Genomic DNA, 26,942 nt, shown 5'->3' on the forward strand with positions numbered 1-26,942 from the left:
AATGGTGTTAGCGCAATGACGATTTACGGCGGAGGCGGCGCGGAAGGCGCCGCCAAGCCTTTACGCGATCATCACCCGGGCCGCGCCCTTCTCGTCCCCAAGAAGCTCCAGCGCCTTCGCCACGATCGCCTTGCTGTCGAGCATGGCCCTGGCGATCATGATCTCGTGCTTGTCGTGGTCGATATAGGCGTCTGGCAGGGTCATGCTGCGGAACTTGAAGGCGCCGCGCGCGCCATCGAGCAGGCCGTCGTCGGAGAGCGCCTGGAAGACCTGTGAACCAAAGCCGCCGATCGAGCCCTCCTCCAGCGTGATCACGACTTCATGATTGGCGGCGAGGCGGCGCAGCAGGTCGCGGTCGATCGGCTTGGCGAAGCGCGCGTCGGCGACCGTGGTCGAGACGCCGTAATTCTCCAGCTCCTCGGCGGCCTTCATCGCCTCGGCGAGACGGGTGCCGAGCGCGACCAGCGCGACCTTTGTCCCTTCGCGCAGGACGCGGCCCTTGCCGATCTCGAGGACGTCGCCGCGCTCGGGCAGCTCCACGCCCACGCCTTCGCCGCGTGGATAGCGGAAGGCGATCGGGCCTTCGTCATAGGCGGCGGCCGTCGCCACCATGTGCATGAGCTCCGCCTCGTCGGAGGGCGCCATCACCACCATGCCCGGCAGGCAGCCGAGATAGGCGATGTCGAACGCGCCCGCATGAGTCGGGCCGTCGGCGCCGACGAGACCGGCGCGGTCGATGGCGAAACGCACCGGCAGATGCTGGATCGCCACGTCATGTACGACCTGATCGTAGCCGCGCTGCAGGAAGGTCGAATAGAGCGCGCAGAAGGGCTTGTAGCCCTCGCAGGCGAGGCCGGCCGCGAATGTCACCGCATGCTGCTCGGCGATGGCGACGTCGAACGTGCGCTGCGGGAAATGCTTGCCGAATATGTCGAGGCCCGTGCCCGACGGCATGGCGGCCGTGATGGCGACGATCCTGTCGTCATGCTCGGCCTCGGCGACGAGCGCCTTGGCGAAGACGCCCGTGTAGGAAGGGGCGTTGGCCTTCGGCTTGAACTGCTTGCCGGTCTCGACGTCGAATTTCACGACGCCGTGATATTTGTCGTCGGCGGCCTCGGCCGGCGCGTAACCCTTGCCCTTCTGCGTCACGACATGGACCAGCACCGGGCCGTCGTCCTTGTCGCGCACATTCATCAGCACGGGCAGGAGATGGTCGAGATTGTGCCCGTCGATCGGCCCGACGTAATAGAAGCCAAGCTCCTCGAACATCGTGCCGCCGGTGATGAAGCTCCTCGAGAACTCCTCGGCCTTGCGCGCCTTGTCGTAGATGAAGCGCGGCAGATGGGAGGCGAGCTGCTTGGCGGCGTCGCGGATCGAGCGATAGGCGCCGCCGGAAACCAGACGCGCCAGATAGGCCGACATGGCGCCGGTGGGCGGCGCGATGGACATGTCGTTGTCGTTGAGAATGACGATGAGGCGGGAATCGAGCGCGCCCGCGTTGTTCAGGGCCTCATAGGCCATGCCGGCCGACATGGAACTGTCGCCGATCACTGCTACGACATGATTATTGCCGCCCGCGAGGTCGCGAGCCACGGCCATGCCGAGGCCGGCGGAGATCGAGGTCGAGGAATGACCCGCGCCGAAAGCGTCATATTCGCTCTCCGCGCGCTTGGTGAAACCCGAAAGGCCGCCGCCCATGCGCAACGTGCGGATGCGGTCGCGCCGCCCGGTGATGATCTTGTGCGGATAGGTCTGGTGGCCGACGTCCCAGATGATCTTGTCGTTGGGCGTGTCAAAGACATAGTGCAGCGCGACCGTCAGCTCGACGACGCCGAGGCCCGCGCCGAGATGGCCGCCCGTGACCGATACGGCGTCGATGGTCTCGCGCCGAAGCTCGTCAGCGAATTGCTTCAGCTGGCTGGGGTGCAGCCTGCGCAACTCGTCAGGCGTGTTGATCCGGTCGAGAAGGGGGGTCTTCGATGTGGTCAAAGTCTTTTCTCTGATCTCGGTCGCTTACGATGCCGGAAGGGCAAGCCTTACCCGCTTAGCAGCGCCGCCGCAAACGCCACGCAACGCATTGAGATGATTCTCTTGACGAGTGTTGCCGCCGGGCAACGCCGCAGCCGCATTTGCGGCCGCCGGGGGGCGCAAGACGGAACATTTCAATAACGGGAGACGCTCTCGAGCACAACGTCGGCAGAATCCGCGTCGCGAACCGGCGGACGGCCGGAGAACCGCGGCCGCTCCACGCGCGGCCCGCGGCGCGCGGCGGAACGGGTTTCGCCGACGATCTCGATGGAGGCGCCGCCCTGCTCCTCGACCCATTGATAGAGCTTCTGCGCATTTGCCACCGAAAGCCGAACGCAGCCGTGCGAGGCCGGCCGGCCCAGTCCGCGCTCGAAACTGCCGTGAATGGCGAGCCCGCGCGGCGAGAAGAAGATCGCATAGGGCATCGGCGCCTGGTCATATTCGTCGGAATGGTGGTCGGCCTCCATCCGCATGACCGAGTAGCTCCCGGTCGGCGTCTCGTAACCCGGCCGGCCGCTGGAGATTTTCCACACCACCGTCTCGCCGTCGCCGCGCATGGCGGTGAGCCGCTGCGCGCCGAGGTCGATCCTGATCTGGACCCTGGCGAGGGCTGGCGCCGTCGAAAGCAAGGCCGCGAAAACCAGCAAAATCCGGAAAGTCTTCATGTGCGGACCTAACCACGACGGGCGGCCGGCGTAAAGCGCCGGATCAAGACAGGGTTCACGCGGCTGGCGCGCCGCTTGAAGCGCGCGACGGCGGCGGGGGCGGCGCTTTCGCAAACGTCCCGAAAAATCGGGCCTTCGTTTCAGGATGACGCAGTCGGGAGGATCGTCGAGGATGTTCGCGCCGTTCCGGAACACCAAAAGCGTCGCAGGCGCCATGGTCGATTTCGGCCTTTCCGAGGCGCGCGGCGGCCGGCCCGCGCGACCGGGCCCGCCGCGCCTCGTGGCGGACAACCGCCTGTCGGGCGGCTTCGCCGCCTTCGACGTCGCCGAGCTCTCGCTCGATCAGATCGACGCGGCGCAGGGCGAATGGGCGAGCCTCGCGGCGCGGGCGCTGGAGCCCAACGCCTTCTTCGAACCCGGCTTCGCCCTTGCGGCGGCGCTGCATTTTCCGCCGAAGGCGCGGCCGGTCTTCATCGTCGTCTGGAGCCGCCAGCCGGGCGGCGGCCGCCGAATGATGGGCCTCTTTCCGATCACGCCGGCCAATCCGCTCACGGGCGACGGCTTCATCCGGCTGTGGCTGCACAAGCAGGCCGCGCTGGCGACGCCGCTCGTCGACCGGGAGAAAGCCGTCGAGGTTCTCGAAGCCTTTCTCGACTGGCTGGAGGCGCGCAGTTTCGCGCGGGGGATCGTCTTTTCCAGAACGACCGCCGACGGCCGTTTCCACGCGGCGCTCGCCGACGCCGCCCGCCGAAAGGGGCGGCGCATGGAAATTCTCGATTCCTACGAACGCGCGGCCCTGTTCGCCGGCGGCGACGCGGACGCGGTGCTGGCGCGCGGCTCGCGCAAGAGGCTCAACGAAATAGGTCGGCTGCGCCGCCGCCTCGCGGAAATGGGGCGCGTGGATTTCGACGTCGCCGCCACGCCCGAGGAGGTGCGGGGCGCGACCGAGGAGTTTCTCGCGCTCGAAGCCTCCGGCTGGAAGGCCGGCCGCGGCGCCTTGCTCTCGCAGGCCTCGCTGACGACCTTCCTGCGCAGCGCGACGCGGCTGCTGGCCCGAGAGGGTCGCTGCAAAATCCACGCGCTGCGCCTCGAGGGCCGCCCCATAGCCATGGGCGTGCTGATCGAAAGCCAGGGGCGGAACTATTACTGGAAGATCGCCTTCGACGAGAATTTCCGCTCGCTGGGGCCGGGCGTCCAGCTCGTCCATGAGCAGACCAGATTGCTGCTGTCTCGGCCGGAGGTCGAACTCACGGATTCCTGCGCCATCGCCAATCATCCGATGATCGACCGCCTCTGGCCGGATCGCATCGGCGTCTGCGATCTCGCCGTGCAGCTGCAATCCGGGCGGGAAGGCGATTTTCTGGCGGGCTGCCGCAGGGACCTTGGCCGCCGCCGGTTGCGCGATCTCGCCAAGCGGGCCGCGAACCGGCTTCTGAGGCGCAAGGTGAGCTGAGACGGCTCGCCTTTTCTCCGCGGATCAGTATAGTGCGCGCTGTTCCATACCGCCGGACCGACCGACCCGTGACGCTTCGCCGAACCCTTCGTTACACCCTTTTCGCCGCCGCGATCTGCGCGCTGGGCCTCTCCGGCTGCGGACGGCGCGGACCGCTGGAGCTGCCGCCCGAAACGCAGGCGCGCGGCGCCGCGCTGAAGGCGGAGGAGGAGGCGCGCGCCGCTCGCGCCCCCAAGGCGCGGCCGGCCCCCGGCGCCGCGGAAGCGCCAAAACAGGACCCCGCGATCCCCGGCACGATCGGCCATCGCCCGCCGGACCAGTATCCCTTCCCGCTCGACCCGCTGCTCTAGAAGCGATGCATCATTTCGACTATCGCGACGGCGCGCTCCACGCCGAAGACGTCGCCGTGTCCGCCATTGCGGATTGCGTCGGCACGCCCTTCTATTGCTATTCGGCGGCGACGATCCGGCGACACTTTCGCGTCTTCGCGCAGGCTTTCGACGGCCTCGACGCGATGGTCTGCTATGCGATGAAGGCGAACTCCAACCAGGCGGTGCTGCGCCTTCTGGCGAAAGAGGGCGCCGGCATGGACGTGGTCTCGGGCGGCGAACTCGCCCGCGCGCTCGCGGCCGGCGCGCCGGGAGGCAGGATCACCTATTCCGGCGTCGGCAAGACCGAGGAGGAGATCGCCGCGGCGCTCGACGCGGACATCTTCTGCTTCAATGTCGAGTCGGAGCCGGAGCTCGAGGCGATCTCGCGCGTCGCGACCCGCATGGGCAAGGTCGCCCGCGTCTCGCTGCGCGTCAATCCGGACGTCGACGCGCGCACGCACAAGAAGATTTCGACCGGCAAGGCCGAGAACAAATTCGGCGTGCCGCTGTCGCACGCCCGCGAGGTCTATGCGCGGGCCGCGAAATTCCGCGGCGTCGACATCACCGGCGCCGACATGCACATCGGCTCGCAGCTCACGGATCTCGAACCCTTCGACGAGGCCTTTTCACTGCTCGCCGAACTGGTGGTCGATCTGCGCGCCGACGGCCATCATATCTCGCATGTCGATCTCGGCGGCGGCCTCGGCATTCCCTATCACGAGGGCGACGACCCGCAGTCCTATCATCCGGAGCGCTACGCCGCGATCGTTCGCAAGCACTTTGCCGGATTGAACTGCAAGCTGGTGCTGGAGCCGGGGCGCCTCATCGTCGGCAACGCCGGAGTTCTCGTTACGCGCGTGATTTACGTGAAGCATGGCGAGGCCAAGACCTTCGTCATCGTGGACGCCGGCATGAACGACCTCGTGCGGCCGACGCTCTACGACGCGCATCACGACATCATCCCCGTGCGCGCGGCGGCCGACCGCGAAGAGATCACGGCCGACGTGGTGGGCCCGGTCTGCGAGACAGGCGATTATCTCGCGCTCGACCGCAAGATGCCGGAAGCGCGGCCGGGCGAATTGCTCGCGGTTCTCACCGCCGGCGCCTATGGCGCCGTGCAGGCGGGCACCTACAACACCCGCCCGCTGATCCCGGAAGTTCTGGTCGACGGGGAGCGCTTCGCGGTGATCCGCCCGCGCCCGAGCGTCGCGGAGCTTATTGCGATGGATCGCGTGCCGGAGTGGCTGTGACGGTCGCGTCGATCCAGTCAATCGCGCGGGCCAGCACGTCGGGGCGCGACATGGGCACGTGGCCGCCGCCGGGGATTTCGACAATCTCCTTGGGTTCGTTCGCCCTTGCAAAAAGGCGGCGCGCGGATTCGACCGGGGTGATCGGGTCCGCTTCACCCACGGCCATGAAACACGGCGCGCGCACTTTTCCGATGGCCTCGCCGGCGTTGAAAGTATCGATGACGGCGAGGCTGACGGGAAAGAGCGGAAATCGCACCGCGGCCGCGTCGACGATCGAATCATAGGGTGAGTCCAGCACCAAGGCCGCCGCCTCATGGCGCGAAGCGAGAATCGTTGCGACGCCCGTGCCGAGAGATTCTCCCATCAGGACGATTCGCGAGGGCGGAAAACCGCGTCTGCGCGCCTCGGCGTAGGCGGCGTTGGCGTCCTGCAACAGCCCCTCCTCGGTTGGCGTTCCCGTTGAACCGCCATAGCCGCGATAAGAGATCGCGAGGAGTCCGAAGCCGTGCATGGTCAGCATGCGAAACCGGTTCCCGCGGTCGACGAGCCCGCCGCCATTGCCATGGAAATAGATGATCAACGGAAAGCGCGCCGTGCGGGGCGCGGCGTACCAGGCCGCCAGGCGTTCTCCGTCCTCGGTAGCGAGCTTCAGCGTCTCGGCCCCGGCAAGCCCCGCCTGCGCGGGCGTCATGAAGGCGGCGCCGGGATGATACAGGATCGAGCGCTGCTGGAGCGCGAGGCCGATAAAAGCCGTGGCGTAAAGCAGCGGGGGGCCGCAAGCCGCGACAGCAATGATGTTCCTGATCCGCAACCCATGTTCCTCCGCCGCGGCGGCGCGCCGATCGACCATGAAGATATGTCGCGCCTGACGAAAAGCGGAAGGAGAGACTAAAGTTTCAACTCACCATGCGTCGCCCGATACTCCCGATACCATTCCACCAGCGCCTTCACCCCCTCGTCGAGCGACGTCTGCGGCCGGTAGCCCGTGAGCCTTTCCAGCAGATCGGCGGAGGCGAAGGTGCGGGGCACGTCGCCGGGCTGCATGTCGAGATAGTTGCGCTTCGCTTTCCTGCCGAGCGTTTTCTCCAGCGTGTCGATGAAATCGAGGAGCTGGACAGGGGCGCCGCGGCCGATGTTGACGATGCGGAAGGGCGCGACCGGCGAGACGCTGCCGTCGCCCGAATCCCGCGCAGGAACGCAGTCGATCAGCCGCACGACGGCCTCGACGAGATCGTCGACATAGGTGAAGTCCCGCGACATGTTCCCGTGATTGTAGATGTCGATCGGCCGGCCGTTTTCTATCGCGTCGAGGAATTTCAGCGGCGCCATGTCGGGGCGCCCCCAGGGGCCATAGACGGTGAAGAAGCGGAACATGGTCGTCGGGATCGACCACAGATGCGCGTATGAATGCGCCATCGCCTCGCCCGCTTTCTTGCTCGCGGCGTAGAGCGTCAGCGGATGGTCGGTGCGATCATGTTCATGGAAGGGCACGCTCGGGCTCGCGCCATAGACCGAACTCGTCGAGGCGATGAGCAGATGCCGCGGCTTGAGGATGCGCGCGACCTCCATGACGTTGAAGGTTCCGACGAGGTTCGATTCGACATAGGCGCGCGGGTTCTGCAGGCTGTAGCGAACCCCCGCCTGCGCCGCCAGATGAATGACGACGTCGGGCGCGCCCGCCTCCGCCGCGCGGCTCAGCGCCTCCATGTCCTCGAGCATGGCGATCGTGTCGCGATAGCCGTCGCCGCGCAGCAGGATCGCACGGCGCGCCTCCTTGAGGCGGGGATCGTAATAGGGCGTCATCCCGTCGAAGCCGTCGACAAAATGGCCGAGTTCGAGCAGTCTCCTCGCGAGATGGAAGCCGATGAATCCGGCCGAGCCGGTGACGAAAACGCGCATGGACCGCCGTGTCGCTGGAGGGGAAGTGCCGCGCCCTCATGGGCAAAAGCCGCGCGCGTGTCAACGCGTCGCACTTTGGCGAAACTCTCGCTTTCCGGCGGCCGCGCCATACTTGAAAGTGGTTCGCTGACAACGGGAGACGCGATGAAGGCTGAGGCGCGGGAATTTGAGTCTGTTGCAGGGGCGACTGTTCACCCGCTCGCCCTGAGAATGCTGCATTGGACGACCGCCTTCGCCGTCATCGTCATGATCCTGAGCGGCTGGCGCATCTACAACGCCTCGCCCCTCTTTCCGTTCGTGTTTCCGGTGGGATTCACGCTCGGCGGCTGGCTCGCCGGCGCGCTGGCCTGGCACTTCGCCGCCATGTGGCTGCTGGCCGGGAGCCTTCTCGCCTATCTCGCCTACGGGATATTCACCGGCCATTTCCGCAGGCGCCTGTGGCCGTTTTCGCCCGGGGCCATATGGCGTGATTTCCAGAAAGTGCTCGCCGGCCGCGGCCACGTTCCCGGCAGTTACAATGCGGCGCAACGCGCCGCCTATGTCCTCGCCTTCCTCGCCATCGCCGTCGCCATCCTCTCCGGCCTCGCGATCTGGAAACCCGTGCAGCTTCAGGAGCTGACCGCGGCGATGGGCGGCTTCGAGACCGCGCGGCGCATTCACTTCTTCGCGATGTCCGCGCTCTTTCTCTTTATCGTCGTCCATGTCTCCTTCGCCTGCGGCGTGAAGGGCGTGCTGAAACCCATGATCACCGGGCGGCTGGAGGCGCCGCAATGAAGACGCGCAAAATCTCTTTGCAGGATTTCCGACCGCAACTCGCCCGCGTCGAGCGCCGGCTCTTTCTGAAGCAGAGCCTGTCGCTGGGCGCCCTGACCATGCTCTCCGGCTGCACGCTGAAGGACGAGGACGCGGTCGATCGTCTTCTCTTCGCGATGTCGCGCTTCAACGACCGCGTGCAGGCGGCGCTGTTCGACCCGGAAAAGCTCGCGCCGACCTATTCGGAAGCGGAAATCACGCAACCTTTCCCCTTCAACGCATTCTACGAGGAGCCGCTCGCGCCGGTCATCGACGGCGACCATTACCGCCTGCAGCTCTCGGGCCTCATCGAAAATAAGAGCCCCTGGTCGCTGCGCGAATTGCGCGAACTGCCGCAGGTCAGCCAGATCACGCGACAGGTTTGCGTGGAGGGCTGGAGCGCGATCGGCAAATGGGGCGGGGTTCCGCTGCGCACATTTCTCGAGCGCGTCGGCGCCGATCTGACCGCGCGCTATGTCGGCTTCCGTTGCGCAGACAATTATTCGACGAGCATCGACATGCCGAGCGCGTTGCATGCGCAGACCCTGCTGGCGCTGGATTTTCCGGGGAGCCAGGGCGAAACGAAATATGGCTTTCCGGTAAAGATCCGCATTCCGACGAAACTCGGTTTCAAGAATCCGAAATTCGTCACCGAGATTTTCGTCACCAATGATTATCCGGGCGGCTATTGGGAAGACAAAGGCTACAATTGGTTCAGCGGCTCGTGACGCCTCAATCGTGGTCAAGCTCGCCTTGAAATGAACTCATTAGGGCCAAATGCGCGACTCGAATTTTCCACGGTTGGGCGGCCTCATTGCCTCGGGCGGGCCGGCTGAGTCGGCGCGGGGGCTTTTCACATCCGAGGGGATTTCATGATCCATCCCAGACCCTGCGTGAACGGCATTCTCGCCGCCGTGCTGTCGGCCAGCATACTTCCGATCCATGGCGCGCTTGCCAGAGAGAAGGCGCCCGCCGCGCACAAGGCGGCGAAAAAACACGCGGTGAAGAAGCCCGCGCCGGCCGAGGCGCCCAAGGCCGAGCCGGCCCCCGACACCGGCGGGGGCGGAGCCGGCGCGCCGATGGTTCAGTAATCGACAGCGACGAGATAGAGACCGTGCGGCGGCGCGACCTGTCCGCAGCGCGCACGGTCTTTCGCCTCGAGGGCCGCCGCCAGATCATCGGCGGTCCATTTTCCCGAGCCGACATGCTCCAGCGAACCCGCCATGGAGCGCACCTGATTATGCAGGAAGGAGCGGGCGCAGGTGACGATCTCGATGCGGTCGCCCTCGCGCCGCACGTCGAGTCTTTCGAGCGTGCGGACGGGCGAATTGGCCTGACATTCGGACGCGCGGAAGGTGGTGAAGTCGTAGCGGCCGACGAGGCGCTGCGCCGCGTCATGCATGGCCTGCGCGTCGAGGGGGCGCTTCACATGCCAGGCGCGGCCGAGGCCGACGGTGAGCGGCGCGCGGCGGTTGTCGATGACATAGCGATAGTGGCGGCGGATCGCGGAGAAGCGCGCCTCGAAGTTTTCATCGACCGCGCGCGCTGAAACAACGGCGACAGGATCGGGCTTGAGATGCGCGTTCAAGGCGTCGCGCAGCCGGTCCGCGCGCCATTCGCGCGCGAGATCGACATGAGCGACCTGCCCCAGCGCGTGAACGCCGGCGTCGGTGCGCCCGGCGCCGTGGATGACCGCGCGCGCGCCATTGATGGCCGCGACCGCTTCCTCCAGCCGCTGCTGCACGGAGACGCCATTCGCCTGCCGCTGCCAGCCGACGAAGGGGCCGCCGTCATATTCGATGGTGAGCGCGTAGCGGGGCATCAGGCGAGCGTGACGCCGCGCGTGAGCTTGCGGCCGCGCAGGAATTCCTCGATCCCCATTTCGCCCTTGCCTGCGCGCTGAACGCGCAGGAGGCGCAGCGCCCCTTCGCCGCAGGCGATGAGTCCCGCGTCGTCGAGAGCCGCGCCGGGCGCGCCCCTGCCGTCCTCGACCCGCGTGCGCAGGACTTTCACGCGCTCGACGCCATGGCCGAGATCGCTTTCGAAAAAGGCGCCGGGGAAGGGCGCGAGGCCGCGAACGTGATTATGGAGGTCGCGCGCCGGACGGCGCCAGTCGATGCGCCCCTCCGCCTTGTCGATCTTCTGCGCGTAGCAGGCGCCCTCCTGCGTCTGCGGCGTGAAACGCAATTCGCCCTTCGCGAGAAGGTCGAGCGCGTCGGCCATCAGCGGCGCACCGAGTTCGGCGAGCTTGTCGTACAATTCGCCCGCGGTCATGTCCGGGCCGATCGGCGTCCTGGCGGTCAGGGCGACGGGGCCGGTGTCGAGGCCGGCGTCCATCTTCATCACCATCACGCCGCTTTCGGCGTCGCCCGCCATGATGGCGCGCTGGATCGGCGCCGCCCCGCGCCAGCGCGGCAGCAGCGAGCCGTGGAGATTGAGACAGCCATGTTTCGGCGCGTCGAGGATCGGCTGCGGCAGGAGAAGCCCATAGGCGGCGACCACCGCGACGTCGGCGCCCAGCGCGGCAAAAGCCTCCGCCTCCTCCGCGCTGCGCAGGCTCCTCGGCGTGCGCACGGCGAGGCCGCGGCTTTCGGCGAACTGGTGGACGCTGGATTTCTTTTCCGACATGCCGCGCCCGGCCGGTCGCGGCGGCTGCGTATAAACCGCGGCCACGTCATGGCCGCGGGCGCAAATCTCTCTGAGCAGGGCCGTCGCGAAGTCCGGCGTGCCCATGAAAACGAGGCGCAAGCGTCAGGCCCCGGCTTCTTCCGACTGGCGCTCGGCTTCCGCGCGGCGTTGGGCGACGATCTCGTCGAAGCGCGCCGCCTTGCTGAATTTCTTCACCACCCGCTCGCGCTTCAGGCGCGAGAGATTATCGATGAAAAGGCCGCCTTCGAGATGTTCGAGCTCGTGCTGCACGACGGTCGCTAGCAGCCCCACCGCGTCGAACTCCTGCGTCTGGCCATGCCGGTCGAGGTGGCGCACCTTCACCATCGCCGGACGTTTCACGTCGTCGAAATAATCCGGCACCGAGAGACAGCCCTCCTGATAGGAGCTGAGTTCCTCGGACGCCCAGACGATCTCGGGATTGATGAGAAAGAGCGGCGAGCGCTCCTCCTCCGTCTTGCCGATGTCGACGACGACGATCCGCTTCGCGACGGCGACCTGAATGGCGGCGAGCCCAATGCCCGGAGCCGCATACATGGTCTCCAGCATGTCGTCGAGGAGCCGGTGGATTTCGGCGTCGATGCGCTCCACGGGTTCGGAGACCTTGCGCAGGCGCGGGTCGGGAAGGGTGATGATCGGCAGAAGAGCCATCGCTGTTTCTTCTATGGTTTGGTCGCGTTTTCGCGCGCTGCAAGGGTTTCGGAAGAGATAGGCGCGGTTTGCCGTTCCGTCAAATGCCGCGCGCGTCTTTGCCATGGCGCGGAAGGCGGCTAACATGCAGGCGTTGCAAGTCGGCGCAGCCGCCTCGGGGGGTCGACGGGAAAGGATTACGTCATGGCGTTCCTCGTATTCTTGGGATTGGTCGCGCTCGTCGGCTTCTGGCTGGTCGGCGTCTACAACGGCCTCGTGAATCTGCGGCAGCGCAGCAAACAGGCCTTTTCCGACATCAATGTGCAACTGAAGCAGCGCCACGACCTAATTCCCAACCTCGTCGAGACGGTGAAAGGCTACGCCACCCACGAAAAGACCACGCTCGAGGACGTGATCAAGGCGCGCAACGCCGCCGTCGTCGCCAGCGGCCCGGCCGCACAGGGCGCCGCCGAGGGCGCGCTGACCGGCGCCCTTTCCCGCCTCATCGCGCTGTCGGAGGCCTATCCCGACCTCAAGGCCAATCAGAACTTCCAGCAGCTTCAGAACGAGCTTTCGGACGTCGAGAACAAGATTTCGGCGGCGCGGCGCTTCCTCAACAACACCGTCGCCGAATACAACGCCACGCGCGAGGGCTTCCCGGGCTTCCTGATCGCCCAGCGATTCGGCTTCGATCCGCTCGACTATTTCAATCTCGACGAGGCCGAACAGAAGGCCGTCGAGGCCCCGCCGAAGGTGCAGTTCTGACGCGCCTTCGCCGCACGGCCGGGCTCGACCCGGCCGGCCCTGCAAACGCCCGGCGCAAAAACCGGGCCTGACGGCCGCAGCCAGGACAATTGCGCCAGATGTTCAAAGCCTACGGCCTTTATTCCCATATCCGCGCCAACCGGCTGCGCTCGGGCTTTCTGCTCGCGGGCTTCGTCGCGCTGCTGTTTGCGCTGATGTTCTCCTTCGCGCTGCTGTTCGAGGCCTTCGGCGCGCGGCACGGCGAGCCCTTCGACTACATTCTCGCCCGCGCTTACGACGACTTCAGGCGGAGCTGGCCGATCGGCTTCGCGGCCGCCGGCGTCTGGTTCGCCATCGCCTATCTCTTCCACCAGAAGATGATCGACTTCGCGACGGGCGCTTCGGCGATTTCGCGGGCCGAGGCGCCGCGGCTCTACAATCTGCTGGAGAATCTCTGCATCTCGCGCGGCGTCCCGATCCCGGCGCTCCAGATCATGGAGAGCGAGGCGCTCAACGCCTACGCCTCCGGCCTGAAGGAAGGGCAATACAGGATCGCGGTGACGCGCGGGCTGATCACCGAACTCACCGACGCCGAGATCGAGGCGGTGCTCGCCCATGAGCTGACCCATATCCGCAATCGCGACGTGCAGATGATGGTGATCGCGGTCATCTTCGCGGGGATTTTCGCCTTCGTCGCCGATCTGACCATCCGCCGGTGGGACTTTCCCTTCGGCTTCTCGCCGCATCGCCCCTCGACGCGCGAGGACAACCGCCGCGAGGGCGGCGCGGGGCTGGCCGTTCTCGTCGCGCTGCTCATCATCGCGCTGAGCTGGGGCGCGTCGGTGCTGATCCGCTTCGCCATCTCCCGCTCGCGTGAATATCTCGCCGACGCGGGCTCGGTGGAATTGACCAAGAACCCGGACGCCATGATCTCCGCGCTGCGCAAGATCGAGGCGCATTCGGCGATGCCGGCCATGCCCTCGCGCATGCACGCCTTTTTCATCGAAAGCCCGGCGCGCATTCAGGAGTCAGGCTGGTTCTCGACGCATCCGACCGTCGACGAGCGTATCCGGGCGCTGGTCGAATATGCGGGCGGCCAGGATGTTTCGATCGCGCTGGAGGAGCCGCCGCGGGAGGCGAACGGGCTGCCCCGGGAGGGCGAAGCCTCCTTTCTGCCGCAGGACGGCCGCAGCCCGCTCGAGCCGCCGCCGGAAGGACCCTGGGGTTAAACGCTCCGTCGCGCCTTTTCCTTCAGGAACGCGATCGCCTTCCCGCGCGATTCTTCCGCCTCGGGCAGGAAGCTCATCAGCTGCCATGCGTGGGGAACGCCGGGCCAGATTTCGATCTGCGCCTCCACGCCGGCGGCGCGCGCCCGCTCGACGAGTCTCGTCGAATCGTCGCGCAGGACTTCGTCGGCGCCCACATGGACGACGAGGGGCGGAAGGCCGGAGAGGTCCGCGAAAAGCGGCGAGGCGAGAGGATTACGCGCGCTCGCCTTTCCCAGAGCGGCGCGGGCGCCGGAGAGAATCGCGCGCCGCGTGAAGAAAGCGTCCTTCTCCTCATTCTCGCGCGCCGAGGCGCCGGTGGCGGCGAGATCGGTCCAGGGCGAAAACAGCGCGGCGGCCGCGGGCAGGCGAAAACCGTCGTCCCGCAGCCGCGCCATCAACGAAACGGCCAGGCCGCCGCCGGCCGAATCGCCAGCGACGACGATCGGCCCCGGCCTTGCGGCGGCGAGCGCCTTGTAGGCCGCCACCGCATCCTCCAGCGCCGCGGGGAAGACATGTTCGGGCGCGAGGCGATAGGCGGGCGTGAAGACGTCGAAGCCGGCCTGCGCGAAACGGCGCGACGCATAGCGGAAAACGCGGGGCGAACCGACCAGAAAGGCGCCGCCGTGAAGATAGTAGAGCGTCGCCGCGGGCGCGCCCTCCGATGGCGTCCAGTCGCCGGGGATGTCGGGCGCGAAAGGCGCGCGGCGGGCGGGCGACAGCCTTTCGATGAGGGATTGCAGCAGCCGCAGCGTCGGCGCGAGGCGCTCCACCCGCGGCTTCACGAAGCGGCGCAGGAAGCCGACCGTCCGCTGAACGGCGGGGCTTGCAGTCTTGTCGCTCATTTCGCAGGCGGGGGCGGAGGCGTCTTGCTCTCCGCCGGTTTGGGAGGGGTCTCCGCATTGTCCAGAAAATCGAGCGAGGGATCTTTCAGTCCGGCCTCGCGCGCCTTGTCGCGCCACTCGCGGGCTTCGCGCAGGTTGGTCTCGACGCCGAGCCCCTCGGCGAGGAGATGCGCGAGGCGGTTCTGCGCCACCGCATTGCCCTTCACCGCGGCCTTGCGCAGGAGATCGACGGCCGAAAGCCGGTCGCGCTCCACGCCAACGCCGTTGAACTGCATGATGGCGTATTCGACCATCGCCGCCGTCAGGCCGAGATCGGCGGCGCGCCTGAACCATTCGGCCGCCGCCTTGTCGTCCTTCGCGACGCCCTTTCCGGTCTTGTAGAGGACGCCCAGCGCATAATCGGCGTCGGCGTTGCCGCCCTCGGCGGCCCGGCGGAAATAGTTCGCGGCCGTATCGAAATCCGACGGCTTGCCTTCGTTCTCCAGCGCCATCTCGCCGAGAAGATGCAGCGCCGCCGCATGATCCTGGGCGGCGGCCTTCTCGAGATAGTTTCGGGCGGCCGCGCGGTTCTTGGGAATGTCGATGCCTTCGAGCGCCGCCACGCCGTAAAGATAGGCCGCCTCCTTCCCCCCCGCGTCGGCGCCGCGCCGGAACCAGTCCATCGCCTGCTTGCCGTCGCGCCTGACGCCGGCGCCTTCGAGATAGAGCTGGCCGATGAGGGTGAGCGCCGCAGAATCCTTCGGGTTCGCCTCGACGCGCTTCTTCGCCTCGCTCATCGCCGCCTTGTAGTCGCCGCGCTGATAGGCGCCATAGGCGAGATCGCGCGGTGGCGCGCCGTTCTCCGCCTCCTTGGCCAGCGCGGGCGCGAGCAGGGAGAGAAGGACGAGCTGCGCGAGTAGACGGCGAATCATGGCTGCGCTTCCTGCAAATGGTTCAGCGCGTCGGCGACGGCGGCGGCGGGACTGCGGCTGTCGGTCCATACCGCGTCGTCGAGCATGACGAAATCGGCGCCGGCCTGCGCAAGCGGCGCGACGTCCGCGAGAGAAGCGGCGCGCGCCACGCAGGGCGTGTTGAAAAGCTCCGCCCACCAGGAGACGCGGTCGGCCAGGGCTTCCCGGTCGTCGCCCTCGAAGAGCACATAATCGGCGCCGAGCTCTCCGGCGCGCATGGCGTCGTCGCGCAGCGCCAGTCCGCCGGCGCCGACGATGTAACGCGGCGAGAGTTTCTTGACGGCGTCGGCAAGCTCGTCGCCGGAGCCCGAAACATGCGCGCCGTCGGCCCTGGCGCGCAGCGCGACCGTCACGGACCCGTCGACCAGAACCGCAACGCCCTTTTCCTGCGCGAGGGGCGCAAGCGCGCGAACGATGTCCTCGTTCCTGCGCGGGTCATCGCCCGCGAGACGGATGAGGAGCGAGGCGACCTCGCCGGCCGAAAGCGCGCTCGTCAAGGCGGGCAGGAAATCCCGCGCCTCCGCGAGCGGCGGGGTCGCGAGATAGAGACGCGGGGCGTCCTCGCTCATTTTTGCGCCTTCAGGCAGTCGAGCCAGCTTTGCGCGGAGCGGCGCACATTGTCGGGCGCCGTGCCGCCGTAGCTCGTGCGGCTCTCGACGGATTTTTCCACGCCGAGCACGGCGAACACGTCCTGCGTGATGCGCGGCTCGACGCTCTGCATGTCCGCGAGCGTCAGATCCTCGAGGCCAATTCCGCGGCCCTCGGCCAGCGCCACGACGCGGCCCGTGACGTGATGCGCCTCGCGGAAGGGGAGGTTGAGCTTTCTCACCAGCCAGTCGGCGAGGTCGGTCGCGGTCGCGAAGCCCGCTCCGGCGGCGGCCTTCATGCGTGCGCGGTTCACCTTCATGTCGCGAACCATTCCCGCGATGGCGGCGATGCAGAGCGACAGCGAATCGAGCGAATCGAAAGCGCCTTCCTTGTCCTCCTGCATGTCCTTGGAATAGGCGAGCGGCAGGCCCTTCATCACGATCAGCAGCGCCGTCAGCGCGCCGATGACGCGGCCCGACTTGCCGCGCACCAGCTCCGCGGCGTCGGGGTTGCGCTTCTGCGGCATGATCGACGAGCCGGTGGTGAATTTGTCGGACAGCGCGATGAAATTGAACTGCGGCGTCGTCCACAACACGATCTCTTCCGCGAAGCGCGAGAGATGCGTGGCGCAGATCGCGGCGGCCGACAGCGTCTCCAGCACGAAGTCGCGGTCGGAAACGCTGTCGAGCGAATTGGCGGTCGGGCGGTCGAACTGAAGCGCCTTCGCCGTCATGTGGCGATCGATGGGGAAGGACGTTCCCGCAAGCGCGGCGGCGCCGAGCGGGCACTCGTTCGCGCGCGAACGCGCGTCGCGCAGGCGCCCGCGATCGCGGCCGATCATCTCGACATAGGCGAGAAGATGATGGCCGAGCGTGACCGGTTGCGCCGACTGCAAATGTGTGAAGCCCGGCATGACGCTCGCCGCTTCCTCCATCGCGCGCTCGACGAGCGCGAGCTGCAAATCGGCGAGCTGGGCGTCCAGCGCGTCGATCTCGTCGCGGATGTAGAGGCGGAAATCCGTCGCCACCTGATCGTTTCGCGAGCGCGCCGTGTGCAGCCGGCCCGCCGCCGGGCCGATGAGCTCGGCGAGACGCGATTCGGCGTTCATGTGGATGTCTTCCAGCGCGCGGGAGAAGACGAATTCGCCGCGCTCGATCTCGCCGCCGATCTGCTCGAGGCCCTTCGTTATCCTGTCCGCGTCCTCCTGCGAGACAATGCCCTGTTTCGCGAGCATGGCGACATGGGCGAGCGAGCCGCGTATGTCCTGGGGCCCGAGACGCTTGTCAAAATCGATGGAGACGTTAATGGCCTCCAGAACCGCGTCGGTTGCGCTCTGAAAGCGACCGCCCCATATCTTGCTCGTCATTTTTTCCCCGGAGCCCGCGCCTGATGAAAACACCGTCCGCCTTCCCGCGACGCCTGACGTCGCTCGCTTTTGTCGCGGCCAGCGCGGGTTTTCTATACTTGGGCGGGCCGAGCGGCAAGGAAGCGCTGGCGGAGGAAGCCTGCGGGGCGTCGGCCAGGATCGCCGACAGCGTGAAGGATCTCGCCAGGGGCGACGTCGGGGCGATGAATATCTCGAAAAAGCCCGAGGCCTTGCCCGACTTCGCCTTCAACGGTCCCGACGGCAAGGCGACCTCGCTTTCCGCCTTCAGGGGCAAGACCCTCCTCTTCAATGTCTGGGCGACATGGTGCGTGCCCTGCCGCGCGGAAATGCCGGAGCTCGACAAGCTTCAGGCCGACTTGGGCTCCGACAGGTTTCAGGTCGTTACAGTCAATATCGACACGTCGAGGCTCGAACGGCCGAAAAAGTTCTTCGAGGAGACCGGCGTCAAGTCGCTCGACCTCAACGCCGACCCCAAGGCCAATATCTTCTTCGAGCTGAAACAGGCGGGCAAGGCGCTTGGGCTTCCCGTCACCATTCTGATCGGCCCCGACGGCTGCCAGATCGGACTGATGAACGGCCCGGCCGCCTGGCATTCCGCGGACGCCAAGGCGCTCGTCTCGAAGGCGGTTGAAGCGGCGTCGCGCTGAACGCTTAACATCGGCCGGCCGCGCCCTAGTTGATGTCGGGATGTTTCCCGGACGCAACAAGGAAGACGGCCGTGCACGTATCGATCGAACAGGCGGAGAAAGCCATCGCCGCCGCCCGCAGCAAGGCGCTCGAACTCAAGACCCAGATGTGCATCGCCGTCGTCGACTCGGGCGGCGTGCTGAAAGCGTTTCATCGCATGGACGACGCCTGGGTCGGCAGCGTCGATATTGCGATGAAGAAGGCGAAGACCGCCGTCTTCTTCGGCATGCCGACCGGCCAGATCGGCAAGCTGTCGCAGCCGGGTGGCCCGCTCTACGGCATCGAACACTCGAACGACGGGCTCATCACCTTCCCCGGCGGCCTGCCTATCGTCGACGGGCAGGGCGTCATGATCGGCGCCATCGGGGTCAGCGGCTCATCGGTCGAGAATGACCACGCCGTGGCGAAGGCGGGCGTCGACACGCTCGGCGTCTGCGACCTGCCGGAGCATCCCTGGCGGACCTGAAGGCGGCGCCGGGCGGCGGCGCCCGGGCCGCGCCAAGGCCTCAATCTTCGTCATGCGACCTTTTCGATTTCTTCTTTTTCTTGCCGGCGGACTTTCCCGGCTCGGCGGGAGCGGCGGCCTTGGGCGCCTCTGGCGCCGCGGGGGCGGCGGCGGGAGGCTGTTCGGCGGGCGGCGCCGCGGCGGGCGCCGGGGCGCTCTCGGCGGCGGGAGCGGGGGCGGCGGCTTCAGTCGGCGCGTCGGGCGCGGGATTGGAGGCGGGACGCGTCGTGAACAGCCAGGTCAGACCGGCGATGACGAGAACCGCTGCGGCGATCGCGAGACCCGACATGCTCGCCTTCTTCGCCGCTGCGACGGGCGTCTTGACCGCAACCGCCTCGGCGGGCGGTTCGGCGGCAGGAGCGGCGGCTGGCGCTGGATCGGCGGCGGCCGGCGCGGGCTCCCCGGCCGGAAGTTCGCCCCGATACTGGCTCCACACCCACGCCTTCGACTGCTCGTCCGACATCGTCATTCCTCCCTGAAAAAGCTCGCGCCTGGAGAAGTTTATCTCCGATCCGCCACTGGCCTCATGTTGCCTTCCCTTCGCGCGGGTCACAAGACCATTTCGCGGAAAACGCGTGGGCGAAACCGCGCAAAATCCGTCTCCCCAACTGGAGACAGGGCTGCAAATCGCGCTAAGTAGAAGGCAGTTTCACCCAACCCGAAGCAATGAGCGAGAGGCAGCATGACCATCAAGGCCGGCGACAGAATTCCCGACGTCACACTGACCGTCATGGGCAAGGACGGCCCGCAGACGATCAAATCCAAGGATTATTTCGCCGGTCGCAAGATCGCGCTTTTTTCGGTGCCGGGCGCCTATACGCCGACCTGCCACACGAAGCACCTGCCGGGCTTCGTCGAGAAGGCCGGCGAGATCAAGTCCAAGGGCGTCGACGCCGTGGCGGTGACCGCGGTCAATGACATCTTCACCCTCGACGCCTGGCTGAAGGAGAAGGGCGCGAGCGGCAAGATCGACGGTCTCGCCGACGGCTCCGCCGTGCTCGCGAGGGCCATGGGGCTCGAACTCGATCTGACCGAGCATGGACTCGGCGTGCGCGGCAAGCGCTATTCGGCGATCGTCAGGGACGGCGTCGTCGAATGGATCAATGTCGAGGAAAATTCGAGCCTCGCGACCGTATCGAGCGCCGAATCGACGCTGGCGAAGCTCTGAGCGCGACGCGCTGAAACGAAAAGGCCGGCCCCGCGAGGCCGGCCTTCTTTATTTTAGAATCCGTAAATCTTCGCGAAATCCGCATCCTTCGCCGCGACCTGCCTTGCGAGGTCGACGACGACCTTGCACTGCTTCCAGGTCGCGTCGTCCTGCATGCGGCCGTCGATCATCACCGCGCCGGTGCCGTCGGGCATGGCCTCCAGCACGCGCCTCGCGAAGGCGACTTCCGCCGGATCGGGCGAGAAGACGCGCTTGGCGATGTCGATCTGGGTCGGATGAAGCGACCAGGCGCCGGCGCAGCCCAGAAGGAAGGCGTTGCGGAACTGCGATTCGCAGGCGGCCGGGTCCGAGAAGTCGCCGAAGGGGCCATAGAAGGCCTTGATGCCGGCGGAGGCGCAGGCGTCGACCATCTTGGCGATGGTGTAATGCCAGAGATCCTGCTGGAAGGTCGCGCGCGGCGCGTCTCCTTGAGCGTCCGCGATGACCTTGTATTCCGGATGGCCGCCGCCGACGCGCGTCGTCTTCATGGCGCGCGAGGCCGCGAGGTCCGCCGGTCCGAGCGAAATGCCGTGCATGCGCGGCGAGGCGGCCGCGATGGCGTCGACATTCTTCACGCCCTCGGCGGTTTCCAGAATCGCGTGGATCATGATCGGCTTGGTGACGCCGTTTTTCCCCTCGAGCTGCGCGAGCAGCTGGTCGAGATAGGCGATGTCCCAAGGGCCTTCGACCTTGGGCAGCATGACGACGTCGAGCTTGTTCCCCACCGCGCCCACGACCTCGATCATGTCGTCGAGCGCCCAGGGGCTGTTCAGCGAATTCATGCGCGTCCACAGGCCGGTGGAGCCGAAGTCGGTGGACTTCGCCATTTCTATGAAGCCGGCGCGGGCGGCCTCCTTGGCGTCGGCGGGAATGGCGTCCTCGAGATTGCCGAGCACCACGTCGACCTGTTTCGCGATATCCGGAACTTTCGCGCGCATTTTCTCGATATGCGGCGGCACGAAATGGATCATGCGCTCCACCTTCACCGGCGGCTCGCGGTAGGGGGCGGGCGCGCCGATGGCCAGCGGACGGTAGAATTGATTGGGAAGTTTCATCGAGATCAGCTCCGCTCGCGCGCGTCTCCCGCCGGGAATGGAGGCCCGAGGGCTTCGGGGGAGACGCGGAAAAGACGGGTCGAGCTAGCGCAGACCGCGGGGAATGGCAATGGCGCCGCCCGAAGGCCGCGCCTTTTTGAAGATCGGCCCGGACAATGAAAGGGCGCTCCTGCGCCCTTATTCCGCCGGCGCGGGCTCCGCGTGACGCGCCGGCTGGGGAGCGGGCGGCATGGCGAGTTGCGGCTCCCAGTAATTGCCCTTCGCGAACATGTGCCGGGCCTGGGCGTATTGGAACATGATGCGCGCGACGATGGTCATCGTGGAGGGCTTACGCACGGCCGCGCCCCAGACCCTGTTCCACATGCGGCCTTCCGGCTCGCCCATCTTGCGCACGTCCATCCCCACCTGCATCGCCTGGCGCTCGATATCGCGCAGCTTCGACACGTCGAGCAGAGCTGGCTCCGGCCCCTTGCGCTCCCGGCCGAAGGTCTCGATGAAGCGCAGCATCCGCTCGCCGAAGGCCGCCGGCGCATAGAGCGCGTTGCAGAGATTCTTCATGCCGTGATGAAGCTCCTCCATGCTCATCGTCTTCGACTGGATGTTGGAGCTCCACGGCACCGCCTGCGTCTCGACGCCGCCGGAAAGAAGGCGCCCTTCGCTCGTGATGCGGTCGTAAAGCGGCGTCGCCTCGGAGGCCATAAGGGCGCCGAGGCTGAACATCGGAATCGCGGTCGCCATGGCGAAATCATATTGCTGGGCGAAGACGTTCGGACCGTCGTGGTCGAAGCCGACGATCATGCCGCCCATGACGGAAATCCCGTGGTCGACGAGCTTCTGCACTTCGTCGACAAGATTGATCTTCAAATTCTGCCGCTTGCCCGTCTCGCGCAGGCTCTCGACATTCGGCGTCTCGATGCCGACGAAGACCTGGTTGAGGCCGGCCGCGACGCACATGTCGAGCAGTTCCTCGTCGCGGGTCGCGTCGATGGAGATTTGCGTGACGAAATCCATGGGGTGATCGCGCCGCCAATCGGCGATCGCCGAGAGCAGCTCCTTGCAATGCGCCCGATAGGCCGTGAAATTGTCGTCGGCCAGAAAGGCCGCGCGATAGCCCTGCGCCCAGAGTGCGTCGAGCTCGGCGATGACATGCGCGATGGGCTTGTGGCGCTGCTTGCGCCCCAGATACTGGATGACGTCGCAGAACTCGCATTCGAAGGGACAGCCGCGCGAGGTTTGCACAGCCCCGAGCAGCGCGCGATCGTTGGGATAGAGGTCCCAGCGCGGCGCCGGCGTGAGGGCAAGCGAGGGCTTGTCGCCGAAATAGGCGTCGCTCGGCCGGCCAGCGCGAAGATCCGCGAAGAGCTTGCCGGCGATTTCCTCCGCCTCGCCGCACACCATCACGTCGCAATGGTCGCGCAGGCGGGCGGGGCTGAGGCTGGCATAGGGGCCGCCGATGACGACCTTCTTGCCGCGACGCCGGAAGGCGTCGGCGATCGCGGTCATGCGGCCGCGCTGGCTGACCTTGCCGGTGATCAGGATCCAGTCCGCCGGATGATCGTAATCGACCGGCGACACCGTTTCATCGCAAATGGAAATCCGGAAGTCGCCCGGCGCCAGAGCCGCGACCGTCGCGGCGGCGAGGTCGGCCATCATCACCCCGGCGGGCTGTCCCGAAGCGGCAAGAACCTCGGCGCCGAAATAGGTCGGAAAATCGGCCGCCGGATTGATCACGTACAGAGATGATGTCATTGTGAAGCCTCAGCTTTAACATGATTTATTATTTCCTTTTCTGAATGTTGCCACAAGTGCAGTAATCGCGTCACATGTCTGCTGTCGCGCCTAAGCTTGCCCGGTCGGGGCCGGCGTCGGGGCGATGCGGCGCCGGCGCGACGCATGCGCCGTCAGCTCCCGTCACCCCTATCCGATGATTGCTGACTTCCACGGCGGCGACGACGCTGGCGACCCGGCCATCGCCCGCGAAGAAGGGAGACCACCGCAGCCGGGATTAAGTATTTTTCGCATGTTGCGCCTTTCGATCATTCGTGGAACCCAGGGCCGGGATTTTGAACAGCGCCCGAAATTTTGTCCGCGCGGCGACCTTCGTGGGTGAGCGAGGGGCGCAAGACAACGCGAAGAAAGCGTAAATGCGACGACGCGACGCGCTGTTTCTAATCGGGAATTCAGGTACGGGACCGGCACGGAACCGGTCCGAATCAGGAGCGGCGGATTCGCCCGGCGCGAGTGTGAAGAAAGCGTAATCGCGCCCGGCGGATCGGGGAGGATGTATGGGTAGCGCGACGTCGCCGAAGAAATCCCTGTGGCGCGGGATCATGATGAAATGCCCCCGCTGCGGGGAGGGAAAGCTTTTCAGCGGCTATCTGAAACGGGAAGCGGCCTGCCCCCATTGCCATGAGAGCTTCGACGGTCTCGACGCGGACGACGGCCCGGCGTGGCTGACGATCGGCCTAACGGCGCATATCGTCATTCCGCTGCTGATCTTTCTGGAGCGCGGCGACTTGCTGCCGCTCTGGCAGGAGTTCTCGATCCTCGCCGTCGTGACGATCGCCTGCGCACTCCTGCTGCTGCCGCTCTCGAAGGGCTTCTTCATCGCGGCGATGTGGCTCACCGCCCGCAAGAGCGCCTGATTACGACATAACCTTGCGCAACAACGCCTCCAGCCCCTCGGGAAAGATCAGCTCGCGCGAGGCGGCGATCTCCTCAGGGCTCCACCAGCGCCAGCCCAGCGTGTGGGTCTTTTCCTCTTCCGTCTGCCCTTGCGGCGCGGGCGCGAATTCCTCGGTGCGGATGAGATAATAGCGCTCGACCGCCTGATGCCAGTCCTCGCCCAGCTCCATCGGGAATTCGCGCGTGGCGACGACGGGGCCGGGATCGCCGGAGACGACGAGGCCGGTCTCCTCATAGACCTCGCGGCGCAGGGCGGCCGTGAAGCTCTCGCCCTCCTTCAGCGCGCCGCCCGGCGTCGCCCAGAAGTGATGATGGCCAAGCTCCAGGAAATGCGGCGACAGCCCGCCGGCGTATTGCATCAGCAGCGCGCGGCCGCCCGTCTCGACGATGAGCGCGCGGGCCGCCTCGCGCCGCGGCAGCTTGGACCCGTCCCAGGGCGCGGCGATCTCGGGGCGCCCCTCCGGCCGGGCCCAGTCGACGAGCGACCATTTGCCGTCCTCGTAAGCGATCCAGTTCGGCGTGGCGTTCAGCACCGGATATTCGCGCTTCTCGTCGAGCCGCTTGCCCGTGGCGAGGCGCCAGGCGATGTCGAGCACGCCCGCATGGGCGACCACCAGCACGGTGCGCCCCTCGTTTTCGCGCGCGATGGCGGTCAGGGCCGCCGCGACTCGCTCGCGAAACTGCTCGAGCGTCTCGCCGTCGGGCGCGGCGAAGCTGGCCTTCCGGCTCAGATAATGCGGATAGATGTCTTCGTAGATGACCTGCACCTCGGCGTGGGTGTGACCCTGCCAGACGCCGTCATTCTTCTCTCGCAGCTCGGGAACCGTCCGGATTTTCAGCCCCCGTCCCTCGGCGACGGCTTCCGCGGTCGTCAGCGCCCGGCGCAGATCGCTCGAATAGACGCGGTCGAAATGTTTTTCATCGAGCTCGCGGGCCAGCGCCTGCGCCTGGGCGCGGCCTCGGGCGTTGAGCGCGATGTCGAACTGGCCCTGAAAGCGCCGTTCGATATTCCAGTTGGTCTCGCCGTGGCGGGCGAGGCATAGCAGCGTGCGGGGCATGTCGTTTCAAGCTGCGCCGGCGCCGAAAACGGCCTGGCCAATATGCGCGCGGGCTTGCGCGAAAATCGCCCGCCGCGCCGTTACGCTTGGTTGTATTGCCTCATTCAGCGCCAAAAGTCAGTCGCCTTTTGGCTGTTGCGGCCGCCAAATCGCTAGTGGCGGGCGGTCAGCGTGAATTCGCCCGCGCGCAGGCGGCCAGGCAGCGCCTCCGCGAATGTCGCCACCGCCTCTTCGCCATAGGTCGCAACGAGCTCGCGCAGGGCGGCCGACAGCGCGGCCTGAGCGAAGGAATCGCTCTCTATGCCGGCGAGGATCGCTTCGGCGAAAGCTTCGGTCACATAGGCGAGCGCGGCGCGGTGTTGCTCCCCGCCCGCCTCGTCGAGAGAGGCGAATGTCAGTTGCGTCATGAAGCGCACTCTAGACAAGCCGCCCGCCCCGCGCGACACGCCTCTTTCCAAACGGTTAATTCGGGCTTGTAAAAACTGTTACGGACTTCCGTAGCGATAGGTGATGTCGAGCGACAGCCGCGACGCCTCGTCGAGATAGCGGGAAATCGCGGTTTTCGCATTGGGCGTGCAGACCCGATAGGCGAGTTCGTAGCCGCGAAAACCGCGGTTGAAGGAGGCGATGAATTTGTCCCGGCGCGGGCCGTTCGGCGCCTCGGCGTCGAGGAGGGCGGACATTTTGCCGCGCCAGTCGTCGCCGTCGCCCGCGCCGCAAAGGTCGCGCAGAAAGGACAGCGCCCCGAGCACTTCGGTGAGCCGGGTCATCTGCGCCTCATAGGGCGGGGGCGGCGCCTCGGCGCCCGTCGCGGGTTTGGCGGGCTCGGCGGCCTTGTCGCTTTTGCGGGCCTCGCGCTTCTTCGTCCGGGGCTCGGCGCGCTTCTTCTCCTTCTCCGCCGCGCGGGGAATGTCGCGCGAGGGCCGCGGCGCGGCGCGGCGGGAGGGGCCGTCCGCGCCGAAGAGATCGAGGATCCCCTGCGCGGAAGCCTCCGAGGCGAGGAGAAGCGCCGTCGCGACGGCGAGGGCGGCGGCCCCTTTGCGCCCGATCATGGATACAGCCGCTGCTTGCGCCAGTCCTCGCCCGGCGCGTCGCGGAAGAAACGGACGCGGTCGTGCAGGCGGAAAGGCCGGTCCGACCAGAACTCCATGGCGACGGGCCGGATGCGGAAGCCGCGCCAGTAGGGCGGGCGCGGAATGTCGCCGATGGCGTATTTGGCGGCGTAGGTCGCGACCGACTTCTCCAGCGCGAAACGACTCTCGAGCGGGCGCGACTGCTGGCTCGCCCAGGCGCCGATGCGGGAGTCGCGCGGGCGGCTGTTGTAATAGGCGTCCGCCTCCGCGTCGCTGACCTGTTCGACGGGGCCGCGCACGCGCACCTGCCGGCGCAGCGATTTCCAGTGGAAGAGCAGCGCCGCCTTCATGTTTCCGGCGAGCTGGCGGCCCTTGGCGCTCTCGGCGTTGGTGTAGAAGACGAAACCTTCCGGCCCCCAGTCCTTCAGCAGCACCATGCGCAGGTCAGGCAGGCCGTCGGCGTCGACGGTGGCGATCGCCATGGCCTCGGGATCGTTGAGTTCTTTCTGTTTCGCCTCCTCGAACCACTGTCCGAACAAGGCGAAAGGCTCTGCGGCCTCGACAAAGTCACCCGTCGTTAACGCATTCACGCGAAAATCCTCTCTCGACCGCAGCCCCGGGCGCGGCGCGTTTTGAAGGTGGCGCTTTGCAGTTCTTGCGTATCAGACATAACGCCGGCGGCGTGTTTCCTCAATTCCCGCCGGCCGCGCGGATTGCTGCGGCGCTCATGGCCGCCGGCGCCCTTTCCGGCTGCTCCATCGCCATCCCCATGTCCTCCTCCTCCGCCATGTGGGGCGGCGGCGCGGAGGACGTCACCGGTTCGATCCCGAAGCCCGGCGGGCTGAAACTCTCGCGCGCGCTCGACCCGGAGGACCTTCGCCGCGCCGCGGCGGCGATGAGCACGGCGCTCGACCCGCAGGGCAGCGGCGCGAGCGTCAACTGGGACAATCCGCAAACGGGCGCCAAAGGCTCCTTCACCCCCGTCGGCCAAGCCTATCCGCTCGACGGCAAGATTTGCCGCGCCTTCCTCGCCGACGTGACGGCCGACGAAAGCCATGAGAAACTGCAAGGCGCGGCCTGCCGCGAGAAAACCGCCGATTGGGCGCTGACCGAGGTGAAGCCCTTCAGGAAGAGTTGA

Annotated in this window: 31 protein-coding genes; 13 read left to right on the forward strand and 18 right to left on the reverse strand. The window is 66.7% G+C overall.

Translation table 11 applies throughout. The features are described 5' to 3' along the window. Positions 1 to 60 precede the first annotated feature (60 nt). Together dxs and LG047_RS09875 are read right to left on the reverse strand one after the other, a co-directional pair. A complete protein-coding gene (dxs, locus tag LG047_RS09870) occupies positions 61 to 1,989 on the reverse strand; it encodes a 1-deoxy-D-xylulose-5-phosphate synthase (RefSeq protein WP_036284294.1) in 1,929 nt (642 codons plus the stop codon). A gap of 173 nt (positions 1,990 to 2,162) precedes the next feature. Next, the gene (locus LG047_RS09875) at positions 2,163 to 2,693 is read right to left on the reverse strand and encodes a L,D-transpeptidase (protein WP_227966485.1); all 531 of its coding nucleotides are present in this window, start codon (positions 2,691 to 2,693) and stop codon (positions 2,163 to 2,165) included. Between the two features lie 172 nt (positions 2,694 to 2,865). Here LG047_RS09875 and LG047_RS09880 point away from each other — a divergent pair, with 172 nt between their 5' ends. From LG047_RS09880 to lysA, 3 genes are all read left to right on the forward strand, one after another. Next, a complete protein-coding gene (locus tag LG047_RS09880; protein WP_227966486.1) occupies positions 2,866 to 4,146 on the forward strand; it encodes a GNAT family N-acetyltransferase in 1,281 nt (426 codons plus the stop codon). Between the two features lie 68 nt (positions 4,147 to 4,214). Continuing rightward, the gene (locus LG047_RS09885; RefSeq protein ID WP_036288403.1) at positions 4,215 to 4,496 is read left to right on the forward strand and encodes a lipoprotein; all 282 of its coding nucleotides are present in this window, start codon (positions 4,215 to 4,217) and stop codon (positions 4,494 to 4,496) included. A 5-nt stretch (positions 4,497 to 4,501) separates the two neighbouring features. After that, positions 4,502 to 5,767 (forward strand): diaminopimelate decarboxylase, encoded by a 1,266-nt coding sequence (gene lysA, locus LG047_RS09890; protein WP_227966487.1) that lies wholly within the window; start codon positions 4,502 to 4,504, stop codon positions 5,765 to 5,767. On the opposite strand, the gene LG047_RS09895 is transcribed toward lysA, so the two are convergent. Both LG047_RS09895 and LG047_RS09900 read right to left on the reverse strand, forming a co-directional pair. Then, positions 5,733 to 6,617: an alpha/beta hydrolase gene (locus tag LG047_RS09895; RefSeq protein ID WP_227966488.1), complete on the reverse strand. Its 885-nt coding sequence runs from the start codon at positions 6,615 to 6,617 to the stop codon at positions 5,733 to 5,735. The genes lysA and LG047_RS09895 overlap by 35 nt on opposite strands. Before the next feature lie 38 nt (positions 6,618 to 6,655). Next, entirely contained in the window at positions 6,656 to 7,666 is a 1,011-nt protein-coding gene (locus LG047_RS09900; RefSeq protein ID WP_227966489.1) for an NAD-dependent epimerase, read from the reverse strand. Positions 7,667 to 7,810: 144 nt separating this feature from the next. Here LG047_RS09900 and LG047_RS09905 point away from each other — a divergent pair, with 144 nt between their 5' ends. The 3 genes from LG047_RS09905 to LG047_RS09915 all read left to right on the forward strand — a co-directional run bounded on the left by LG047_RS09905 (position 7,811) and on the right by LG047_RS09915 (position 9,549). Then, positions 7,811 to 8,440 carry a cytochrome b/b6 domain-containing protein gene (locus tag LG047_RS09905; RefSeq protein WP_255679710.1) on the forward strand — a complete coding sequence of 210 codons (630 nt, stop codon included), beginning with the start codon at positions 7,811 to 7,813 and terminating at the stop codon, positions 8,438 to 8,440. Beyond that, on the forward strand, positions 8,437 to 9,186 hold the full coding sequence (locus LG047_RS09910) for a molybdopterin-dependent oxidoreductase (protein ID WP_227966491.1): 750 nt from the start codon (positions 8,437 to 8,439) through the stop codon (positions 9,184 to 9,186). Before LG047_RS09905 ends, LG047_RS09910 begins: the two co-directional genes overlap by 4 nt. A gap of 144 nt (positions 9,187 to 9,330) precedes the next feature. Then, positions 9,331 to 9,549: a hypothetical protein gene (locus LG047_RS09915; RefSeq protein ID WP_227966492.1), complete on the forward strand. Its 219-nt coding sequence runs from the start codon at positions 9,331 to 9,333 to the stop codon at positions 9,547 to 9,549. Here LG047_RS09915 and truA read toward each other — a convergent pair. Genes truA through def form a run of 3 tightly spaced genes read right to left on the reverse strand, consistent with a single transcriptional unit; the run spans position 9,543 to position 11,776 of the window. Further along, positions 9,543 to 10,280: a tRNA pseudouridine(38-40) synthase TruA gene (gene truA / locus LG047_RS09920; protein WP_227966493.1), complete on the reverse strand. Its 738-nt coding sequence runs from the start codon at positions 10,278 to 10,280 to the stop codon at positions 9,543 to 9,545. The two genes, LG047_RS09915 and truA, sit on opposite strands and share 7 nt — an antisense overlap. After that, complete coding sequence (gene fmt, locus LG047_RS09925) at positions 10,280 to 11,191, reverse strand: methionyl-tRNA formyltransferase (protein WP_227968473.1); 912 nt, start codon at positions 11,189 to 11,191, stop codon at positions 10,280 to 10,282. Before fmt ends, truA begins: the two co-directional genes overlap by 1 nt. Positions 11,192 to 11,209: 18 nt before the next feature. Continuing rightward, a complete protein-coding gene (gene def, locus LG047_RS09930; RefSeq protein ID WP_227966494.1) occupies positions 11,210 to 11,776 on the reverse strand; it encodes a peptide deformylase in 567 nt (188 codons plus the stop codon). Between the two features lie 183 nt (positions 11,777 to 11,959). Between def and LG047_RS09935 the strand changes: the two genes are divergently transcribed. After that, positions 11,960 to 12,520: a LemA family protein gene (locus tag LG047_RS09935; RefSeq protein WP_227966495.1), complete on the forward strand. Its 561-nt coding sequence runs from the start codon at positions 11,960 to 11,962 to the stop codon at positions 12,518 to 12,520. 98 nt (positions 12,521 to 12,618) lie between these two features. Continuing rightward, complete coding sequence (locus LG047_RS09940; protein ID WP_227966496.1) at positions 12,619 to 13,728, forward strand: M48 family metallopeptidase; 1,110 nt, start codon at positions 12,619 to 12,621, stop codon at positions 13,726 to 13,728. On the opposite strand, the gene LG047_RS09945 is transcribed toward LG047_RS09940, so the two are convergent. Genes LG047_RS09945 through argH form a run of 4 tightly spaced genes read right to left on the reverse strand, consistent with a single transcriptional unit; the run spans position 13,725 to position 17,513 of the window. Then, a complete protein-coding gene (locus LG047_RS09945) occupies positions 13,725 to 14,609 on the reverse strand; it encodes an alpha/beta hydrolase (protein ID WP_227966497.1) in 885 nt (294 codons plus the stop codon). The genes LG047_RS09940 and LG047_RS09945 overlap by 4 nt on opposite strands. Next, the gene (locus tag LG047_RS09950; protein ID WP_227966498.1) at positions 14,606 to 15,520 is read right to left on the reverse strand and encodes a tetratricopeptide repeat protein; all 915 of its coding nucleotides are present in this window, start codon (positions 15,518 to 15,520) and stop codon (positions 14,606 to 14,608) included. The genes LG047_RS09945 and LG047_RS09950 overlap by 4 nt, the downstream gene beginning before the upstream one ends. Then, complete coding sequence (locus LG047_RS09955; RefSeq protein ID WP_227966499.1) at positions 15,517 to 16,128, reverse strand: thiamine phosphate synthase; 612 nt, start codon at positions 16,126 to 16,128, stop codon at positions 15,517 to 15,519. Before LG047_RS09955 ends, LG047_RS09950 begins: the two co-directional genes overlap by 4 nt. Beyond that, a complete protein-coding gene (argH, locus tag LG047_RS09960) occupies positions 16,125 to 17,513 on the reverse strand; it encodes an argininosuccinate lyase (protein ID WP_227966500.1) in 1,389 nt (462 codons plus the stop codon). The genes LG047_RS09955 and argH overlap by 4 nt, the downstream gene beginning before the upstream one ends. Positions 17,514 to 17,536: 23 nt before the next feature. On the opposite strand from argH, the gene LG047_RS09965 reads away from it, so the two are divergent. After that, complete coding sequence (locus LG047_RS09965) at positions 17,537 to 18,181, forward strand: TlpA disulfide reductase family protein (protein WP_227966501.1); 645 nt, start codon at positions 17,537 to 17,539, stop codon at positions 18,179 to 18,181. Between the two features lie 71 nt (positions 18,182 to 18,252). Next, positions 18,253 to 18,687: a heme-binding protein gene (locus LG047_RS09970; protein ID WP_036284317.1), complete on the forward strand. Its 435-nt coding sequence runs from the start codon at positions 18,253 to 18,255 to the stop codon at positions 18,685 to 18,687. A gap of 40 nt (positions 18,688 to 18,727) precedes the next feature. Here LG047_RS09970 and LG047_RS09975 read toward each other — a convergent pair whose 3' ends face one another. Then, positions 18,728 to 19,195, reverse strand: a complete 468-nt coding sequence (locus LG047_RS09975) for a hypothetical protein (protein ID WP_227966502.1) — start codon at positions 19,193 to 19,195, stop codon at positions 18,728 to 18,730. A gap of 213 nt (positions 19,196 to 19,408) precedes the next feature. Between LG047_RS09975 and LG047_RS09980 the strand changes: the two genes are divergently transcribed. Further along, positions 19,409 to 19,894 (forward strand): peroxiredoxin, encoded by a 486-nt coding sequence (locus LG047_RS09980; RefSeq protein WP_227966503.1) that lies wholly within the window; start codon positions 19,409 to 19,411, stop codon positions 19,892 to 19,894. A gap of 53 nt (positions 19,895 to 19,947) precedes the next feature. Here LG047_RS09980 and LG047_RS09985 read toward each other — a convergent pair whose 3' ends face one another. Both LG047_RS09985 and LG047_RS09990 read right to left on the reverse strand, forming a co-directional pair. Next, positions 19,948 to 20,988: a CoA ester lyase gene (locus tag LG047_RS09985; protein WP_036284323.1), complete on the reverse strand. Its 1,041-nt coding sequence runs from the start codon at positions 20,986 to 20,988 to the stop codon at positions 19,948 to 19,950. 177 nt (positions 20,989 to 21,165) lie between these two features. Then, complete coding sequence (locus LG047_RS09990; RefSeq protein ID WP_227966504.1) at positions 21,166 to 22,737, reverse strand: radical SAM protein; 1,572 nt, start codon at positions 22,735 to 22,737, stop codon at positions 21,166 to 21,168. A gap of 536 nt (positions 22,738 to 23,273) precedes the next feature. On the opposite strand from LG047_RS09990, the gene LG047_RS09995 reads away from it, so the two are divergent. After that, positions 23,274 to 23,633: a DUF983 domain-containing protein gene (locus LG047_RS09995; protein WP_227966505.1), complete on the forward strand. Its 360-nt coding sequence runs from the start codon at positions 23,274 to 23,276 to the stop codon at positions 23,631 to 23,633. On the opposite strand, the gene LG047_RS10000 is transcribed toward LG047_RS09995, so the two are convergent. From LG047_RS10000 to pdxH, 4 genes are all read right to left on the reverse strand, one after another. After that, entirely contained in the window at positions 23,634 to 24,731 is a 1,098-nt protein-coding gene (locus LG047_RS10000; RefSeq protein WP_227966506.1) for a histidine phosphatase family protein, read from the reverse strand. A gap of 152 nt (positions 24,732 to 24,883) precedes the next feature. Then, positions 24,884 to 25,138 carry a hypothetical protein gene (locus tag LG047_RS10005; protein WP_036284335.1) on the reverse strand — a complete coding sequence of 85 codons (255 nt, stop codon included), beginning with the start codon at positions 25,136 to 25,138 and terminating at the stop codon, positions 24,884 to 24,886. 78 nt (positions 25,139 to 25,216) lie between these two features. Continuing rightward, positions 25,217 to 25,783, reverse strand: a complete 567-nt coding sequence (locus LG047_RS10010) for a TIGR02301 family protein (protein WP_227966507.1) — start codon at positions 25,781 to 25,783, stop codon at positions 25,217 to 25,219. Further along, the gene (gene pdxH / locus LG047_RS10015) at positions 25,780 to 26,394 is read right to left on the reverse strand and encodes a pyridoxamine 5'-phosphate oxidase (protein WP_227966508.1); all 615 of its coding nucleotides are present in this window, start codon (positions 26,392 to 26,394) and stop codon (positions 25,780 to 25,782) included. Before pdxH ends, LG047_RS10010 begins: the two co-directional genes overlap by 4 nt. A gap of 65 nt (positions 26,395 to 26,459) precedes the next feature. Here pdxH and LG047_RS10020 point away from each other — a divergent pair, with 65 nt between their 5' ends. After that, positions 26,460 to 26,942: an RT0821/Lpp0805 family surface protein gene (locus tag LG047_RS10020; RefSeq protein WP_227966509.1), complete on the forward strand. Its 483-nt coding sequence runs from the start codon at positions 26,460 to 26,462 to the stop codon at positions 26,940 to 26,942.

This window comes from Methylocystis sp. WRRC1, from assembly GCF_020733155.1.
Classification (GTDB): Bacteria; Pseudomonadota; Alphaproteobacteria; order Rhizobiales; family Beijerinckiaceae; genus Methylocystis.